This is a genomic window from Njordella calcicola, from assembly GCF_056494125.1.
The window spans coordinates 3,931,206-3,949,061 of sequence record NZ_CM151396.1; the positions used below are offsets into that span (position 1 = coordinate 3,931,206).

Sequence of the window (17,856 nt, forward strand, 5' to 3'; positions counted from 1 at the left end):
GCTCGCTTGCCTATTCAACGGTGGACGCATTTGGGGAAGGCTGTTTACGACCAGGCCTTTGGGTCCAATTCTTCATCGCAGTCACTAAGATCCAGATGTACGCTAACAGCAAGAATACCGTCGCGGCGGTTGTCAGGCTGCCTTGCGTAAACATTGCCCAGTCTTCCTTTCGCAACCCGCCTAGTATGGAAGGAATGAAGCTGTCCTGCAACATTCGAACGGCTGCGACGATAGAAGTCAACGATACAAACGCAAGCGGAACCAGCGTCACCCATGCATAACGTCGCTTGTCCCCTTCAAAAAGCACCGATGTCACAATGATCAGCGCGATCGCGGCCAGAAGCTGATTTGCAATGCCAAACATTGGCCAAATCGTCTTGATCGAGCCGGTCCAAATCAATGCGCCCCAGAGCAAGGACACGACCAGACTGCCAATGATCACTCCCGGCAGCCAATCCATGCGTTCCATAGGCTTGATAAACTTTGAAAGGATTTCTTGCAGCAGAAAACGCGCGATTCGCGTCCCCGCGTCGATGGTCGTCAAGATAAATAACGCTTCGAACATAATGGCAAAGTGGTACCAGTACTTCATCAACCCGCCAATGTCCATCGATGAACTAAAGCGAGCGATCGCATTGGACATGATCTGCGACATGCCAACTGCCAGCGTCACGGCTCCACCGGTTCGCCCACGCAAAGTCTCGCCGCCAACTTGCTCTTCTAGGACCGGTAAATTATCGATGTCGGCTCCCATCTGCGTCAGTTTGTCGGCATACTTCTCGACACTCGATATCTCGATATTTATCGCCCAGTAGTCGCCTTGCGGTAGAGATGCCGCTGCGATCAAAGCAACAATCGCCACTAGGCCTTCCAGCAGCATACTTCCGTAACCGATCATGCGGATGTCGCCTTCGCGATTCACCATTTTGGGGGTCGTACCCGAGGAGACCAGAGCATGAAAGCCCGAGATCGCGCCGCACATAATGCATATGAAAACGAACGGAAAGATCGCTCCATTAAAGTACGGTCCACCACCTTCGGCAAAAATCGGATTAATAGCCGGCGCGTTGATCTTGGGATTCGCGATCAAGACGCTGATCACCAGAACGAAAAGAGTGCCCAACTTCAAAATACTGGAGATATAGTCACGGGGACACAGCAGTAGCCAAACTGGCAGAACGGATGCAACAAATCCATAAATGCAGATAGCAAGGATGCATCCTTCGCGGCTAAGCGAAAACCATGGCTCCAGCACTGAACCTGGTATCCAGTTTCCAGCAAACGTGGCCAGCAGCACTCCAGCGGCACCTATGATCGATGCCTCCATCACTCGACCTCGCCGTATACGATACAAGTACAGCCCGACAAACAGCGCAATTGGAATCGTACATGCAATCGTGAACATTCCCCACGAGCTGCCTTTGATCACCTCGGTCGTGCCTTCTGGCAACGTAAGCTGGTTAGGATTCGCCGCCAAGTCTGCGGCCGGGATCCTCAACTGAAAGGCACTGGACCGCGTGACCGTCGAACCGCTTGGGTAGTGAATTTTTGCATTCGGAGCGACCGTCACCATCTGCGGATTGGCTGACGAAGGAGCTGCAAATCCGCCTTCCTCCGTAGCCGACTGAATGACGGTGCCCGTTGGCAGCTTGACTTCCTCGCCGCCCAGTGCTTTTACGACGACCACCCCCAAACCAGACAGCGCGATGATGACAATAAAGAAAATCGCAATCGAAGCAACCGAACCAGCGCTTGCTCCCAACGATCGTCTTGCAAGTTCAGCTAACGATTTGCCATCGTTACGTACAGAACAGGTCAGCACGAGCATGTCTTGGACTGCGCCGGCCAAGCAGACGCCGACCAACAGCCAAATAAACCCAGGCATGTATCCAAATTGAATCGCCAGCACAGGCCCGATCAAAGGCCCCGCTCCGCTGATCGCCGCGAAATGATGTCCGAAAAGCACCCAACGGTTCGTTGGGTCGTAATTCTGGCCATCATTCAAACGGTGCGCTGGTGTCACCGCTTTATTGTCCAGCATGGCGATGCGAACCGCGATGAACTTGGAGTAAAATCGATAAGCGATCGCCATCGTGGCAAGCGCAAAGAGCAACAAAGGAAGGGCTGACATAGATCAATTCACGAGCGTTTGCGAGAAACCCATCGTTCCAGTAACTACGATTTGGTAGAGCACTATATTAAAGGCATGACACGCGACATCCAATAGGCGGAAATGATTCCAAAGACGGATAAACTCAAAAGTAAGACGGTCCACGACTGCAGTGTTTGCTTTTGAGTGAAGCCCCCCAGTCGGCTGACGACCCAAAATCCGCTATCATTCATCCACGAACCGCCCATCGCACCCCAACCAATCGCCAGATACAGATACAAGGGGTGGCAGTCCAACCGCTCGAGCATCAACGGCGCGACGACAATCGACGCCGTCGTTTGCATGGCGACCGTCGCACTGCCCTGAGCGATACGCACAATGGAGGCGATAATCCAAGCCAAAAACAGCAAATTGATTCCACTGTCTTTCGTCGCGATTTCTACCGCGTCACCAACTCCAATCGCTCGCAACATACCCCCAAATGCGCCACCGGCACTGGTGATCAAGATAATCATGCCCGCAGTTTCTAGCGGCGGCCCCACTCGCCTTTCAAGCTCTTTCAAACTCAGTCCCGCTTGGCGTGCCAAGATCGCAAGCGAGATGAACGCGCCGATAAACAAAGCGATATTCTTGTTGCCCAGAAAGTCGATGTAGCCTCGCAGATTACTGAACCCATCTGCTCCGAACAAGTTATAGATCGCAGCACACCACGGCGTCGGTGTATCGCTGGTCGCGCCGCTTTGAACCACCAATGCCAACGATGACAAGCTAATCAGGAATATTGGCAGCAGGACTGGCAGCAGCGACCAAAACAGTGTCGGTAATTCTGATTCCGGAATCTCGCGATCATCCTCAGGAGCCGTCGCGCCATCCAGTTCGACATTTTCACCGGGTCGCACCGGCAATCGTTTGTTGATCCACACGCAAACGTAGTAACCTAAAACCGCTGGGATGATACCACCCAACAATCCTGCTAACAAACTAACGCCGGGATCTAGGTTTAATTTTTCCACCATCACCAATGGACCAGGATGCGGGATGGTCATGGAATGCGTAATCACGCCGCCACAAGCAACGCACATGGCATACAACATGTAATCCTTGCCCGTTCTCTTTCCCAGAGCTTTAGCAAGTGGGGCCATCAGCATAAACATAGTATCGAAGAAGATCGGAATGCTGAGAATGTAAGTGGACCAGAGCAACGCCCAACCCGCTCGCTTCTCACCAAAGATGGCCAGGAATCTTCGAACCACTTTGTCTGCCGCACCGCTTTGCATCAAGCTCATCCCGATGATTGAAGCGAGAGCGATAGATATCGCAACGTCACGTGCTGTGTCCCCGAGCCCTTTGGACGTAAGCTCGATCGTGCCTACCAGCCCCGAGTAAACTTTCTCAACGCCGTCTTTATTGACGATCGTCCATTCGCTTTTGCCTGTCATGATACCGGCCAATAAGGCGGCTAGCAGTAAGGCTAACATCGCATGCATGCGAAGCTTTGCAATTGCGATGATGATAAAGACGATACACGCAATAACGATTGCGAACGGCCACCATGGTTCATTAACGATTGAATACATGTCTTCGATTTGTGGGGCTAGTGGGAGGGCGAGCGCCCGATGATTGCAGCGTCATGGGCAAGCGACGATCAATATTGACCAGCAGGCGTATCGTTAACGAAAGCACCTCGATCCTCGCTGGCACTATAGTAATCTAGATGGACCGCTTTGAGAGCAGGGGGGAGGCTGCCTTCAGCGACTTTCGTTACCAATATCTCGCGTTAAAGTCCGCAAAATTTCCGCCACAGGCAGTTTCATCGCATCCGCGATCCCTTCTTGCGCATGTTCGAAATGCATGGTCGAGCCGTCTGCTTTGTAGAAAGTCGCTGCATGGTCTACACCACACTCCGCCGATTCAAAAATCAAGGAACTGTGGGCGTCGCGTGGAATTGGATTCTCGTTTTCCTCACTGCTGGCGCTATGCGAAACGCGGCTGTCAGGCACCGAAAGCTGCCCACGATTCGCTGCAAGCTGCGTTACACTGGGTTGTACTAATTGTTGCAGTCGGATATGTGGTTGGGTGCCAGCTTCCTGGATATCGACCATCAAGCGTGAGGCACCTGGGCTAGCAAGAAACTTTTCTGCAGTAAACAGCCAAGGATCATAAGTCGCCTGACCCTTGAAGAACTGGATTCTGCCTGGGAAACCGGTCAGCCAAGTGCAAACCTGCGTGAACATCGCAGTCGCTCCGGAGACGACTAAACATTGAACCCGTTGGTCTGTGGACAGTTCGAAGACCAAACGCATCAAGGCCTGATAAAAATTCGAGCCGCCGGGATACTCGGATGTTGTCGATACTATCAAGACGGGATAGCTTGCCGATTTTATCTCGGTTAACAATCGCAACGCGACGCTCTCCAGCAGTGGTTCGGGTTTGATCGTCTCCAACGCATAACATGCTTTCCAAAGCTGCGCTAGCCGCGAATAGGGAAACGCAATAACGTCTACTTCGATCGATCGTTCTGCTAAGGTTGTATGGACGCTTGCCAGCGCATCTTGGGAGTACTCCCCAAGCAGTATTACCTTTGGCGTGCGCAGCGAGTCAGGACAATCGCTGAGTTGTTCGAGAATTCGAGGATGATTGCGCAGCAGAGCGTCATTGCCAACCAAGATCAACAGATCGCTGCGAAAGCGAGCTTCAGCAATTGTGGTCGTCATGGCTCCCGCGGCTTGAACCGCTTGCAACCAGTCGAACGTGGGTTGGCTATGTTGCAAGTCAACAGTCGCATGATAACGCCTTGCCAAATCGATCGCCGCCCGCGACGCTTCCAACGTAATGATTCGGCCTGTAACCAGGACATGGTCAGCTTGGTTGAGCCATTGTGTGGCCAATTCCAACTCGGTCCGGAACTCCGCGGGTTTAAAGCATAAAGCTTGGGAGGGACCGGCGGATCGCTGTCTCGGGTGCAGTCGCTCGTTGCGCAGCGAACATGCATCCAAATGGTTGCCAGGCGTGTGGCTACACAGCAACGAACAATAGATGCAATGCTGCATTGCCGTATCCACTTTAGGGTTCAGGGAAATCAGATTCGTTCCAGAACTGCGGCCGCCATCGCTTCGGTTCCGATGGTGTTGCTCGACCCACGCGCCAAATCTGCTGTACGCAATCCGGCAGCCAAAACGCCTCGCACCGCCGCTTCGATCGCTTGAGCTTCCGCTTCAAGGTGCAAGGAGTGCCGCAGAAGCATCGCGGCCGCGAGAATCGTGGCTAATGGATTAGCGATGCCTTTGCCCGCGATGTCTGGCGCCGAGCCGTGGATAGGTTCATACAGTCCTGGTCCGCTAGATCCCAGCGAAGCACTCGGCAGCATCCCCAGCGAGCCCGGCAGCATCGACGCTTCGTCAGTCAAAATGTCGCCAAACATATTACTAGTGACAACGACATCAAAAGAGCGTGGTCGCGAGAGTAAATGCATCGCCATGGAGTCAACCAAGACAACTTCATATTCCAAGTCAGCAAATTCCTCCTTCATGATCTTGGCAGATACTCGCCGCCACAGTCGCGACGCTTCCAAGACGTTCGCTTTGTCGACCATTGTCAGTTTCTTGCGTCGTCCTCGCGCGGCTTGGGCTGCCATTCGGACGATTCGCTCGATTTCCGGTGTTGTATAGACTGCCGTGCTGAACGCTCGCTCGACACCTTCGCTGATAGTCTCGCATCCAGATTCGCCGAAATACAATCCGCCGGTCAGCTCGCGATAAAACAGGATATCCGTGCCCTCGACGATCTCCCGCTTGAGAGGGGAAGAGTCGATTAATTCATCAAAGCAAACGATGGGACGCAGGTTAGCAAACAGCCCTAACTCTTTGCGAATGCGAAGTAAACCGGCTTCAGGCCGCGTTTTGGCCGAAGGGTCATCCCATTTCGGCCCACCAACAGCTCCAAGCAAAATCGCTTGGCTCGCCTTGCAAGCTTCAACGGTCTTTTGTGGCAGCGGGTCACCGGTTTGATCGATGGCGATTCCACCCAACAAGTGTTCGGGCATATCGAACTGATGCGAAAACTTGTCCGCAATGCGATTTAACACCTTAGCAGCTTGTGCGGTGACTTCTGGCCCAATGCCATCACCGGGTAACAAAACGATCGTCGCTTGCACGAAAGATTTCCTTGGATTTGAGTCGGCAGTAAACAAAATGCATTTATAATCCAACGCAGTCAAAACGCCAAAGGGGGGCAAGTTGTTCCAATTCTTGAGCGTCTGAGTCAGTTTTACCCGTCGAAACGCACTAGCCAAAATCTGCATTCTCGTTTATGGTTCGTGCTCGAAATTGAAATCAACTATCCGCTGTAATTCTCGAGTGAAAGCCTACGAATGACGACAGTGATTATTCTGATCTTTGTGATCGGCTATCTGGCAATCGCCTTAGAGCATCCTATCCGAATCAACAAAGCCGCTTCTGCGATGTTCACCGGCGTTCTCTGTTGGACTCTGTGCGCGATCAACGTCGAGCAATTGTTGCCAGAAAAGACCATTCCCCATTGGTTCGAAGAGTTTTACAACGGGCACAGTGCCGAGTCTGACACGCACTCGGAAACGGACCACGCCGCAGACCACGCGGCCGATCAACCCACAGACGCCGCAGTTTCGACTCCGGATGCGGCAGAAGCGATGACGGCAAGTGCTTCAACCGCCAGTCGTACTGCGGGCGGCGATGCGGCCACCAGTCCCAAATCGGTTCTGGCCACCGCCGACCTATCTGGCAAAGTGGGCCAGGAATCGATGAGCCTACATTACTTGGTTGATGGCCTGCTTGGACATCATCTGTACGAGATCGCCAGCATCCTGTTTTTCTTAATGGGCGCGATGACGATCGTCGAATTGGTCGACGCCAACGAGGGCTTCAGCATCGTGACCGATCGCATTCGAGCGAAAAGTAAAGTGAAACTATTGTGGGTGGTGGCTTGGATAACTTTCTTCATGTCGGCGGTGCTTGACAATTTAACCACGACGATTGTGATGATCTCGTTGCTTAGAAAATTGGTGCACGACCGTCCAACGCGCGCGATCTTTGCAGGGATGGTCATTATCGCTGCCAACTCCGGCGGAGCTTGGTCTGTCATCGGTGACGTAACAACGACGATGCTATGGGTGAAGCATAAGATCTCGACGCTGGCGGTAGTCCAGGAACTGCTGCTCCCCAGCATTGTATGCTTGTTGGTTCCGCTGATCCTTATATCACGGACGATCAAGGGCGAACTGCATCAAGTCGAAGTCTCGGAAAAGCATCACGAAAGCAAAGGCTTGTCGGTCGCTCATCAATGGTTATTTTTAATCCTTGGCATCTGCGGCTTGCTGTTCGTGCCAATATTCAAGTCGGTCACGCACCTGCCTCCATTTATGGGCATGATCTTGGTACTATCAGTCCTCTGGATTGTATCCGAGTTGATTTCCCATACGGTGGATGAGCGGACTCGCAGCTCGACCGGTGTCTTACACGTTCTGCGCAACATTGACATGTCGAGCATCCTGTTTTTCTTGGGGATCCTTTTGGCGGTTAGTGCATTGGGATCGATTGGTTTGCTGGGCAATCTAGCAGTATGGCTCAATGCGACTATCCCATATCAATGGTTAGTTGCCACGATCATCGGTTTGTTATCAGCCATTGTCGATAACGTTCCGTTGGTTGCTGCAGGGATTGAGATGTATGGCAATCAATATCCAACGGATGCGTTCTTCTGGATGATGTTGGCCTTTTGTGCGGGCACCGGCGGAAGCTGCTTGATCATCGGTTCGGCCGCAGGCGTTGCCGCCATGGGATTGGAACATCTTGAATTTGTCTGGTACCTTCGAAAAATTGGCCCATGGGCGCTAATTGGTTACGCTTCTGGCGTAATCACTTACCTGCTGCAAGTATCCATATTGTCATTGTTCTCTTGACGTTTGCTCAACCTTCGAACATGGTTGCCACGCGATGAATACCGAAAGTTCCTCGCCGCGATTTGATTACACTGACGCGGTTCGGTACCTATTCGATCGGATCAATTACGAAAAAGTAGGCCAACGTTCTTACTCCCAGAAGAACTTTCGCTTGGCGCGAATGCATAAACTGCTTTCCGGACTTGGCGAGCCGCATCGTAAGTATCCGATTGTGCATATCGCTGGCACCAAAGGCAAAGGGTCGGTCGCGTGGCTAATTGCAGAATCGTTCCGCCACAGCAATAAACGCGTTGGTCTGTATACCTCGCCGCATATTACAAAGCTTGAAGAGCGATTTTGTATCGATGGCCAACCTTGCACTACCGACCAACTAACGGATTGTGTCAATAAGATCCATCCCATATCCGAAGCGCTGGCTAACAGCGGTGAAGGACAATCAACTTTTTTTGAACTAACAACCGCTATCGGATTTTTGTTGTTCGCGGAAAGCCAAGTGGATGTGGCAGTCATCGAAGTCGGTTTGGGCGGGCGGCTGGATAGTACCAATGTCTGCACGCCCATAGTCTCCGTGATCACTTCGATCAGCTTCGATCATCAAGCTCAACTGGGGAACACGATCCCGGCCATTGCAGGCGAAAAGGCCGGGATCATCAAACCCAAATGCCCAGTGGTCAGCGGCGTGCTGAACCCAGAAGCGATTCCTGTGATCGCGAGGAAAGCGGCCGAATGCGGGTCCGAATTGCGGCAAGCGGGCGTCGATTTTCTTGGTAGCCCAGCCAAACAAGCGACACAGACTACTACCGAACAAACGGAATCAAGTAGTGGGGTGATCGGGCAGCGAATGAATTACGAAGTGCTCAAGCCCGACTGGCCTGCAAGCCAAAGCCGCCAAAACATCGCGTTGAAAATGCTGGGAGACCATCAGATCCAGAACGCTGCGACGGCTTTAGCCGCGATTGACGTATTTTGCGATGCCTTGAAGTGGCCAGTGGACAACGACGCGATTAACGCAGCGTTTGTCTCCACGCAAGTTGCCGCTCGCATGCAGTACTTGCCATTGCAGCCACCTGTGGTGTTGGACTCGGCTCATAATGTTGCATCCATCGATGCGTTATTGAAAGCGATGGATACGAACTTCCCGCGCGGCGCCGAATCGGGCTTGAACCGCGTCATGATTTTTGCGGCCAGTTCTGACAAAGAGTACGAGAAGCTACTGAAGCAACTTATTCCTGCAACCGACACTCTGATTATCACTCAATACTTCAACAATCCTCGCGCAGTCGAATCGATCGCTCTTTATGATTTAGCAATTAGCATTCGCAATGACATTATCGCAGCCTCGCTGGCCCTCGACGCAAAGAGACTAAGCCCCAGCCACGGTCGTCCGGTAGCGGAGGTTCATCGAGCGAAATCGCCTGCCGAAGCGATGCAAATGGCTCGCAGGTTATGCAAACCGAAAGGGATCATTTGCATCACGGGTTCATTTTTTCTCGCCGGTGAGATATTGCCAAGTGTCATGAAGACCGCGACAGCTCCGATTGCATGCGTCTAAACGAGGATGATGCGATATGATTTAGTTATCGAGCGTTAGTAGTACCGCCTTTAGGCGGAATGGCGTTGTGTTGACAGCGTGCATCCGGCTAAAGCCCAATACCGCTAAGTTAGTATTCCAAAAAGGCAGGCTTCCTGCGAGGATCGGAGGTGTTGAATTTCATCACCAAGCAAGGAAGCTGCCATGACTCATGTTCGCACGATCTCTCAATCAAAGCAAGATAAGTTACTTTCACATGAGCGAATTACTTGCCTCAAGAGGACTGTTCGCAGTTGCATGCTGAAAGCCGAAGTACGCCGTCGCAAGCTCGAAAAACGAAGCAGTCGAAAGTGCCCGGCTGACATGATGGTTTGGTTTACGATCGCCTTGTGGCTATATGGCGACGATTGCTACACACACGTGTTTCGCTGGTTGCACCGATTCTCCATTGGGCTCATGCCCTCATCCAGCGCCCTGACTCAAGCCCGAGTGCGGCTGGGCGTTGCAATCTTGGCATTTGTCTACCAGAAGTTGGTTCACTGCCTATGTGATAGCCAGACACCTGATTCCTTTTACGCAGGTCGTAGGCTCGTGGCGGTCGATGGATTTGTATTGAACCTTCCTGACAGTGATGCCAATCGCCGTGCTTTCGGAAGGCCCAAAAACGGAACAGACTTCGGTGCGTTTCCACAAGCCAGGATCATCGCACTTTGCGAAGTGGGCTCGCACGTTTTTATCAACTTTCTTATTAAGCCAATGCGATGTGGCGAAGCGACCATGGCGAAACACGTTTATCGAAAATTGCCAGAGAAAAGTCTACTTTTGTTCGACATTGGCTTTTGTTCGTACCAACTAATGAACCAGGTCATTGATCAGAAGTCGGACTTCCTGGGGCGTTCGAAAATGAACCGTTGTTTCAAAATTATGCAGGTGCTTTCCGACGGAACGTTTCTGTCAAAGATCTATGCCAACGAGTATGACCGGCGCCATGATCGTAACGGCCAAAGCGTTCGCGTGATCGAATACAAATTGGATGACCCTCAGCGTACTGGCCATGGCCAGACGCATCGTTTGCTGACAACACTGCTTGATGAGCATGAGCACCCAGCCCAGGCACTGATAGTTCTATATCACGAGCGTTGGGAAGAGGAGATTGCTATTGATGAGGCTAAGACTCATCTTCGCAATTCCCCAAAACTCCGCAGCCATAGTCCGGCCGGGGTTGTGCAGGAAATCAATGGTTTACTGATAGCACATTTCGTGATTCGCAAGTTAGCACTTGAGGCGGCAGTCCAAGCTGTAGTGTCGCCGCGTCGGATATCATTTACAGGTGCGATCAAGGTACTGCGAATGTGTTTGGTAGAAGCTCCGCGTTCGCAAAAGTTGTTCCAGCCATGGTACAGCAACATGGTCTTGCAGATCAGCCTTGAGGTAGTTGAACCACGTCGCAACCGCCTCAATCCACGAGTGATAAAACGCACACAAAGCAAATGGCCCAAAAAACGCGACGAACACTGTAATTTGCCGCCTCCAACGCACACTTTCCCAGAAACCATTCGCCTGCTAACTTAGCGGTATTGGGCTAAAGCCGTGACTACGAACAAGTCCCCCAGCCAGCTCCTCTGGCTGAAGGCAAAGGTCAAAGGCTAAGAATGTGCCCCCCGGTCGCTCGTGGAACTCGCGGCCGACCGTCCCGAATCTGGACGGTGAAAGACGTAGGCCGGAACATCGGTCGCTGGAAACTAGTCGACGTTACTGACTCAATTTTGTCTTGCGTAATAGGCTTTGCGCAGTTCCGGCAATAACACAACGACCTTGTTACCGGCCTACGTAAGCTCCCGAATCGGTAGGGTGAAGAAAAATCGCGTACGCCTACGGCTGACGGTTAAACGAAATCGATCAGGAATTCGGATCGCCGATCCCTCGAATTGCGACACCCAAACGCCCTGATAGATCCAAAAGCAATTGCCATTGAATCTGGTTGATCGTCACATGAGAACCCGTGCCGCTGACCTTGCTGGAACTCATCACAGCCGCCAAACGGTTGGCTACTTGCTCCAGCAACTCGGACAACTGAGCCGACTGGCAAGGCGAAAGTCGCTCTGGGATCTTGAATTCTGCGCGAGTATTCTGGAGGTGCTTCATCACCATCCCAACACTCGAAGACAATTCAAAGTCGCCATCCTCGGGGGCCACATCCCCTTTGGCTTCGCCCGTGGCCGTTAACGACTCCACGTGATCGGCGATTTCCTCTTTGGAACCAACCAGCAGCACGGAACGCCCTGCCGCAATCACGTCGCCAATGCGGATGATGCGCAACTGGCAATCCTGCCCGTTCACTTGAGTCCCGTTGGTGCTGTCAAGATCGGTCAGGACCAAATGGTCGTTGTCTTCCTGGATTTTGATGTGGTAACGACTGATTCGCTCGTCGTTCAACTGTACCGCATTGCCCTCTTCACGTCCGATCGTGATAGGTGTTGTGAGATCGCTATAAACCTTACCGCGATCTGCACCTTGTAATACTTGCAGGCTAATCTTTGCCATAAACAGATTCGAGCAGTTCGACCCAACGACGAAGTTTCGTTGACCACCGAAGGGACTCGGTATCAGTCCCATGTCTAGCAGCCAAGCCCACTTTCAAAAACTCAATACAAAACGATACAGTGCATAGTGTAATAGTCCCGCAGCCCAAAACAAAGCCCTAGCAATTAAGCTAATTTCTGAAATAAGTGATGCTTTTCTTCAATCTTCGGCTCAGACAACCCAAAGCGTGCGATCGGCAGCAGCAGTCCTAGCGGTCATTGCCACTTTCCAGCACTGCCATGAATGCTTTCTGCGGGATATCGACCGATCCGATCGACTTCATGCGTTTCTTGCCTTCCCGCTGCTTGGCCCAAAGCTTCTTTTTGCGGGAAATATCGCCACCGTAACACTTCGCGGTCACGTTCTTTCGCATCGCAGGCACGGTCTCCCTGGCGATGACCCTGGCTCCTAAAGCAGCCTGTACCGCTACTTCAAACATGTGGCGGTCAATCTCCTCCTTCAGCTTCTTCACAACCGCTCGCCCGCGACGGTCGGCATCGCGGCGGTCACAAATAATCGCCAACGCATCGACTTTCTTGCCATTGACCAAAATATCAAGTCGCACCAAATCCGCTGTTTCGTAGCCGATGATCTCGTAATCCATCGTCCCATACCCGCGCGTTGCACTCTTCAGTTTGTCATGCAAATCATAGATAACCTCCGCCAACGGTAGATCGTAAGTGATCAGTGCTCGCGTTCCCGACAGGTACTCTTGTGATTTCAGCACGCCTCGTCGATCCTGACATAACGTCATGCAAGTCCCGATGAACTCCGTAGGCAACACAAAGTTCACGCGCACGATCGGCTGACGGAATTCCTCAATCTCTCCACTATCAGGCACATCTTGCGGTTTATGAATCTCCATCCTCTCGCCCGAGCGAGTCAAAATCTCATAAGTCACATTGGGCGCAGTTTGGACCAAGTCTAAGTTGCATTCGTTCTCCAGCCGTTGCTGAATGATCTCCATGTGCAGCAAGCCCAGAAATCCGCAGCGAAATCCAAACCCTAACGCATCGCTGGTCTCCGGAGCGAACTCAAAACTCGGATCATTAATGGCAAGTTTCTCCAGCGCATCGCGCAGCTCGCTAAACTCCTGACCATCGCTGGGATACAAGCCGCAGTAGACCATCCGCTTGGGCGCTTGATAACCAGGCAGAGCGGGCGTGTTCTCATCCGCCGCGGCGACGACCGTGTCACCAATGTGAACATCCTTCAGCGACTTGAGATTACAGATCAAATAACCGACCTGCCCCGCTCGCAAACGATCTGACTGCTGGCGTTGCGGTACGAAATGGCCTAACTCCAAACATTCATGGCTGGCCGCCATCCGTTTGAAACGCACTTTCTGACCAACGGAAACCGTGCCCTGCATGATTCGACAATAAGTGATCGCGCCGCGATAGTCGTCGTAATGCGAATCGAACACCATCGCCTGCAACGGCGCGTTCTCATCGCCGGACGGAGCGGGAATCCGCTCGACAATTGACGCTAGCAACTCGTCGATACCAATGCCTGCTTTGCCGCTGCACAATACCACTTCGTCCGGATCGATCCCGAGAATCTGCTCCATCTCCTCCTTGACTTCATCAACCCGCGCATAAGCCAAATCGACCTTGTTGATGACCGGAATGATCTTCAAGTTATGTTCCATCGCCGCATAAGCGTTGGCCACCGTTTGCGCTTCGACCCCTTGAAAGGAATCGACCAGCAGCAGTGCTCCTTCGCAGCAAGTCAACGAGCGCGAAACTTCATACTGGAAGTCAACGTGACCTGGTGTATCGATCAAGTTCAACTCGTACGGCTCACCTTGATGAATGTGCTTGAGCGTAACCGCTTTGGCTTTGATCGTGATCCCGCGCTCGCGTTCAAGATCCATCGCATCCAGCAATTGCTCTTTCATTTTGCGCAGTTCGACGGTACCAGTTCGCTCCAACAGTCGATCGGCCAACGTGCTTTTGCCGTGGTCAATGTGAGCGATGATACAAAAATTGCGAATATGAGAACGTGGAACGGGTGCCATTCAATCATCCAAATGAGCGGTCAAAATGCCACCGAATCTTTCGGCGGTGACATATCCAATGCAATGATATAGCCTTTGCAACACTCCCATTATAATCGACGCGACAAATTCCCCGAAGTCCAAAGCGTATCGCTTCTGGGCCATCTACAAAGGACGTGCTGTAGGCCGGAACAAGGTCGCGTGGGTCCGTGCCGCAACTGCGCAAAGCTCATAGAGCAATGGCTGAGTGAGTTAGCGAGCGTGGACTAACCTTAAGCTACCGATGTTCCGGCGGCATTGGAGTGGGCTTTACTTGTTACCGGCCTACGCACCAGATCAGTTTCGTTTAACCGCGCGGGTATCGCCCCGCGATCGTGGTGTCGCGCAGAAGTAACGCGGCCCGCTGGGCACGCGGTTAAACGAAAACGATGAACAGCTAGTTCTTTGCCACTAAGCGTTTGGCAATTTCAGGGGGCACGAATTTTTCTAAAGCGCGACCGTCAGACAAGGCCGCGATCTGCTTGATCAACGAACTAGAAACGTGAGCGAACGTCTCGTCGGCCATCAAGAATACCGTTTCAATCTTTTCATCCAGTTGGCGATTGGCCATCATCATCGTGAACTCGCCCGCAATATCTGTCAGCGGTCGGACGCCACGAATCATCACTCGCGATCCACAACGTCGCACAAAATCGACCGCTAAACCATCAAACGATTCGATCCGCACGTTGCTCCAACGCGTCGTAACTTCCCGCAGCATCTCCAAGCGCTCTTCGACAGTAAAAAGCGCTTGCTTGGTCGTGTTGATCCCGACGCCCACTATGACTTCTTCATATAACGCGGCACTACGCTCAATAATATGCAAATGCCCCAGCGTGACTGGATCAAACGAACCTGTGTAAACCGCGACCTGCGAAGATAACTCGGAATCAATATTCATGAATCAAATGAACGGAACGAAGTGGCTGGTAGTGCGCTAGGTCGCTTGAATCGCATCGATCAAACGCTCGATGTCATGGGCATCATTATAGCCATGAACGGCGATGCGTAGCTTCCCGTGACGTACACTGAGAATAACATTTTGAGAAAAGCAGCGGTTCCGCACGGCTTGGCTGTCTTGGTCGGGGATCTCAAAGCTCAGAATGCCAGAGTAATTTTCTTCAGGGTACCGCCGATCGACCACCGCACCGATTTCAGTAAGTCGCTGCTGGGCCACCAACGCATTCTGCAGGATTGCGTCTGCAAAGCCGCTTGCCTCTCGATGGCAACCGCAATCCAGCAGCGTTTGGACGGCCGCTCCAAAGCCAATCATGCCCACCATATTGGTCGTGCCGCCTTCAAAACGCGATGCCGCGGGCTTCAACGTCATATTCTGGTTGCCGAACTCCGCCGCCCCCACAACGCTATTCCAGCCGATCATCTGGGGAGCGATTCGATCAAGATTACGCTGAGCGATATACAGCAACCCCGCGCCTTCGGGCCCCAACATCCATTTGTGTCCATCGGCCGCCAAGTAATCGATTTGCAACGCTTCGACGTCGATGGGAAAAGCGCCCAGGCCCTGAATCGCATCGACGAAGACTTGAATTCCGCGAGCGTGAGCTTGCTGGATCAGCGGCTGCAAATCCAAACGAAATCCGGTTGCGTAGCCGACCCAACTGACGGCAATCAACCGCGTCGAATCGTCTGCCCGCTCGAAAATCGACTCCAATTTCACTTCTCCAGTCGGCTCAACCTCCGCCAGCCTGACGTCGACGCCGCGGCTTAGCAGGAGCTGCCAGGGCAAAAAATTGCTTGGAAATTCATTCGCCGGCACGACAATCGAATCGCCCGGTTTCCAGCCCAGGCCATTGGCGACAATGTTGATGCCGTACGTCGTGCTGGGGACAAGACAAATTTCGCTGGGCCGAGCGTTCAGCAAATCAGCGCACGCCTGTCGAGTTTGCTGGGCGGCCTGATGCCACTCCAGCCAGTGGGCGTCGCCGGAGGAGTGTGCCTGGTGCAGCCACCTGGAAATCGCTTGGCTGGCTGCAATTGGAAGCGGGCTGACAGCCGCATGATCAAAATATGCGTAATTCGCTACAACCGGCATCTGAGAACGCAGTTTTTGAGAATTTGCATTAACTTTTGTTCGATAATTTGGCATTGGGCAAGTAAGGTAATTCTATTCGATGTCGTAAGGGGTCAGTAGTGTTGCTGATTTCTTGGGGCGGCGATCCTCTCCAAAGCGAAACGTTTGCATTGGATGCATTGCCACTACGTGACACGTCAAAAACTTCAACTATACTAGCCGCGACTTAGTTTCCTTTTTCGTCCTAGCAGCGTTTTTCCAGCAATTCATCGAGGTTCTTGATGCCAAGGGTTCTGTGCATTATAGGCTTGATCCTTTCCGGCCTAACTGCGCTGCTATTTTTGTTGGATTTGATTCTGGGCAAACCTTTTGGTGGTCACAGTATCACCATGGACATTGTGTTCCTGGTCTGCTCGCTTGCAGTCGCGACGCTCAGCTTTCTGACTTTGCGCGAAACCGTCTAAACACTTGGGCTTTGCTTGCGGCCAATCCCCACGTCGAGCCGCCGGAAATCTCCGCGGCACGCAGCAAGTTGCCCGGCGATGTATTTTCCATTTGTGGGAAATACCCGGTCGATTGCCGCCTACGCTTTTCGAACGATTAGTCCCGATCTGTCTTCGTCTAACCGCCTTGGGCATCGCCCCGCGTTGACTGTGCAAGTCAACTGAAGTCCGCGAACTGCTTCAGATACGTATACGATTGACGCAACGAATCAATTCTAGTCTGCAAGCTGCCTTCATAAGATCGATCTTCAACTTCCACGCACACAGGACCACGATACCCCGAATCCAAAAGCACTGAAAAGAACTTGCCCCAATTCACATCGCCCAAACCTGGAAGTTTCGGCGTATGGTACTCATTAGGATGCGCAAGTATTCCAACCTGATTCAGCTTGTCACGATCCAAACGAACGTCTTTCGCATGCACATGGAAGATTCGATCGGCAAACTGTGTCAACGGCAACAGATAATCCATCTGCTGCCAGACTAAGTGCGAGGGGTCATAGTTCAAGCCTAAATTGGGGCTGCCTAGATCATCAAACAGTCGCCGCCAAACTTTGGGAGAGTTCGCTAGATTCTTCCCACCCGGCCATTCATCGGCAGTGAACAGCATGGGACAATTCTCGATACCAATCTTAACCTCATGCCGTTCTGCTAAATCAACGATCGGCTTCCAGGTCTTCAACAAACGGGGCCAGTTTTCGTCGACGCTTTGTTTCTCATTGCGACCAATAAAGCTGGTGACTCGATGGATTCCTAATCGCGGAGCAAACGCAATCAATCGCTTCAAATGCTCGACCGCGACTTCCGCCACCGCTTCGTCGGCGGTTAGGCAGTTTGGATAGTAACCTAGGGAACTAATCGACACGCCCGTATCCGCTTGAACCTTCTTGAGGTGTTCAATCTGCGCATCATCGCACTGGTCCAAGTTGATATGGGTAATGCCTGAATACCTGCGTTCCGCTTTACTCAGCGGCCAGCACATGGTTTCAACGCAGCGAAATCCAATCTTGGCTGCGGTTGCAAAGACTTCTTCAAATGACAAATCAGGCAAAATAGCACTTGCAAACCCTAGCTGAATCACAGTCGCGCCCTCAGATAAATGGTGAACCAAATGAGTAAGCTAT

The 17,856-nt window shown here is 52.2% G+C and carries 14 protein-coding genes; 4 read left to right on the forward strand and 10 right to left on the reverse strand.

The window, feature by feature from the left end:
- Positions 1 to 10: 10 nt before the first annotated feature.
- The 4 genes from SH302x_RS15355 to leuB form a co-directional block, all read right to left on the reverse strand.
- The gene (locus SH302x_RS15355; RefSeq protein ID WP_479363273.1) at positions 11 to 2,131 is read right to left on the reverse strand and encodes a carbon starvation CstA family protein; all 2,121 of its coding nucleotides are present in this window, start codon (positions 2,129 to 2,131) and stop codon (positions 11 to 13) included.
- Between the two features lie 62 nt (positions 2,132 to 2,193).
- A complete protein-coding gene (locus SH302x_RS15360; RefSeq protein WP_479363274.1) occupies positions 2,194 to 3,687 on the reverse strand; it encodes a GntP family permease in 1,494 nt (497 codons plus the stop codon).
- 171 nt (positions 3,688 to 3,858) lie between these two features.
- Positions 3,859 to 5,160, reverse strand: a complete 1,302-nt coding sequence (locus SH302x_RS15365; RefSeq protein ID WP_479363275.1) for a molybdopterin-binding domain-containing protein — start codon at positions 5,158 to 5,160, stop codon at positions 3,859 to 3,861.
- A 29-nt stretch (positions 5,161 to 5,189) separates the two neighbouring features.
- Positions 5,190 to 6,263, reverse strand: coding sequence for a 3-isopropylmalate dehydrogenase (gene leuB / locus SH302x_RS15370; protein WP_479363276.1), 1,074 nt, complete (start codon positions 6,261 to 6,263; stop codon positions 5,190 to 5,192).
- 216 nt (positions 6,264 to 6,479) lie between these two features.
- On the opposite strand from leuB, the gene nhaD reads away from it, so the two are divergent.
- The 3 genes from nhaD to SH302x_RS15385 all read left to right on the forward strand — a co-directional run bounded on the left by nhaD (position 6,480) and on the right by SH302x_RS15385 (position 11,148).
- Positions 6,480 to 8,045 carry a sodium:proton antiporter NhaD gene (gene nhaD, locus SH302x_RS15375; RefSeq protein ID WP_479363277.1) on the forward strand — a complete coding sequence of 522 codons (1,566 nt, stop codon included), beginning with the start codon at positions 6,480 to 6,482 and terminating at the stop codon, positions 8,043 to 8,045.
- A 34-nt stretch (positions 8,046 to 8,079) separates the two neighbouring features.
- Positions 8,080 to 9,597, forward strand: coding sequence for a bifunctional folylpolyglutamate synthase/dihydrofolate synthase (locus SH302x_RS15380; RefSeq protein WP_479363278.1), 1,518 nt, complete (start codon positions 8,080 to 8,082; stop codon positions 9,595 to 9,597).
- A gap of 183 nt (positions 9,598 to 9,780) precedes the next feature.
- Entirely contained in the window at positions 9,781 to 11,148 is a 1,368-nt protein-coding gene (locus SH302x_RS15385) for an IS4 family transposase (RefSeq protein WP_479363279.1), read from the forward strand.
- Between the two features lie 327 nt (positions 11,149 to 11,475).
- On the opposite strand, the gene SH302x_RS15390 is transcribed toward SH302x_RS15385, so the two are convergent.
- The 5 genes from SH302x_RS15390 to SH302x_RS15410 all read right to left on the reverse strand — a co-directional run bounded on the left by SH302x_RS15390 (position 11,476) and on the right by SH302x_RS15410 (position 16,304).
- Positions 11,476 to 12,120 (reverse strand): FHA domain-containing protein, encoded by a 645-nt coding sequence (locus SH302x_RS15390; RefSeq protein ID WP_479363280.1) that lies wholly within the window; start codon positions 12,118 to 12,120, stop codon positions 11,476 to 11,478.
- A 247-nt stretch (positions 12,121 to 12,367) separates the two neighbouring features.
- On the reverse strand, positions 12,368 to 14,179 hold the full coding sequence (lepA, locus tag SH302x_RS15395) for a translation elongation factor 4 (RefSeq protein WP_479363281.1): 1,812 nt from the start codon (positions 14,177 to 14,179) through the stop codon (positions 12,368 to 12,370).
- Positions 14,180 to 14,323 (reverse strand): hypothetical protein, encoded by a 144-nt coding sequence (locus SH302x_RS15400; RefSeq protein WP_479363282.1) that lies wholly within the window; start codon positions 14,321 to 14,323, stop codon positions 14,180 to 14,182. It abuts the gene before it with no gap.
- 271 nt (positions 14,324 to 14,594) lie between these two features.
- The gene (coaD, locus tag SH302x_RS15405) at positions 14,595 to 15,098 is read right to left on the reverse strand and encodes a pantetheine-phosphate adenylyltransferase (RefSeq protein WP_479363283.1); all 504 of its coding nucleotides are present in this window, start codon (positions 15,096 to 15,098) and stop codon (positions 14,595 to 14,597) included.
- A gap of 36 nt (positions 15,099 to 15,134) precedes the next feature.
- A complete protein-coding gene (locus tag SH302x_RS15410; RefSeq protein WP_479363284.1) occupies positions 15,135 to 16,304 on the reverse strand; it encodes an aminotransferase class V-fold PLP-dependent enzyme in 1,170 nt (389 codons plus the stop codon).
- A 206-nt stretch (positions 16,305 to 16,510) separates the two neighbouring features.
- Between SH302x_RS15410 and SH302x_RS15415 the strand changes: the two genes are divergently transcribed.
- On the forward strand, positions 16,511 to 16,693 hold the full coding sequence (locus tag SH302x_RS15415; RefSeq protein ID WP_479363285.1) for a hypothetical protein: 183 nt from the start codon (positions 16,511 to 16,513) through the stop codon (positions 16,691 to 16,693).
- Between the two features lie 196 nt (positions 16,694 to 16,889).
- Here SH302x_RS15415 and SH302x_RS15420 read toward each other — a convergent pair whose 3' ends face one another.
- Entirely contained in the window at positions 16,890 to 17,813 is a 924-nt protein-coding gene (locus SH302x_RS15420) for a sugar phosphate isomerase/epimerase family protein (protein ID WP_479363286.1), read from the reverse strand.
- Between the last annotated feature and the right edge of the window lie 43 nt (positions 17,814 to 17,856).

What these genes read in the sequence shown, in the direction of transcription:
- SH302x_RS15360 (WP_479363274.1), bottom strand. Translation starts at nt 3,687, where the DNA reads ATGTATTCAATCGTTAATGAACCATGGTGGCCGTTCGCAATCGTTATT.
- nhaD (WP_479363277.1), top strand. Translation starts at nt 6,480, where the DNA reads ATGACGACAGTGATTATTCTGATCTTTGTGATCGGCTATCTGGCAATC.
- SH302x_RS15385 (WP_479363279.1), top strand. Translation starts at nt 9,781, where the DNA reads ATGACTCATGTTCGCACGATCTCTCAATCAAAGCAAGATAAGTTACTT.
- SH302x_RS15355 (WP_479363273.1), bottom strand. Translation starts at nt 2,131, where the DNA reads ATGTCAGCCCTTCCTTTGTTGCTCTTTGCGCTTGCCACGATGGCGATC.
- SH302x_RS15410 (WP_479363284.1), bottom strand. Translation starts at nt 16,304, where the DNA reads ATGCCAAATTATCGAACAAAAGTTAATGCAAATTCTCAAAAACTGCGT.
- SH302x_RS15400 (WP_479363282.1), bottom strand. Translation starts at nt 14,323, where the DNA reads ATGGCCCAGAAGCGATACGCTTTGGACTTCGGGGAATTTGTCGCGTCG.
- SH302x_RS15390 (WP_479363280.1), bottom strand. Translation starts at nt 12,120, where the DNA reads ATGGCAAAGATTAGCCTGCAAGTATTACAAGGTGCAGATCGCGGTAAG.
- SH302x_RS15415 (WP_479363285.1), top strand. Translation starts at nt 16,511, where the DNA reads ATGCCAAGGGTTCTGTGCATTATAGGCTTGATCCTTTCCGGCCTAACT.
- coaD (WP_479363283.1), bottom strand. Translation starts at nt 15,098, where the DNA reads ATGAATATTGATTCCGAGTTATCTTCGCAGGTCGCGGTTTACACAGGT.
- lepA (WP_479363281.1), bottom strand. Translation starts at nt 14,179, where the DNA reads ATGGCACCCGTTCCACGTTCTCATATTCGCAATTTTTGTATCATCGCT.
- SH302x_RS15380 (WP_479363278.1), top strand. Translation starts at nt 8,080, where the DNA reads ATGAATACCGAAAGTTCCTCGCCGCGATTTGATTACACTGACGCGGTT.
- SH302x_RS15365 (WP_479363275.1), bottom strand. Translation starts at nt 5,160, where the DNA reads ATGCAGCATTGCATCTATTGTTCGTTGCTGTGTAGCCACACGCCTGGC.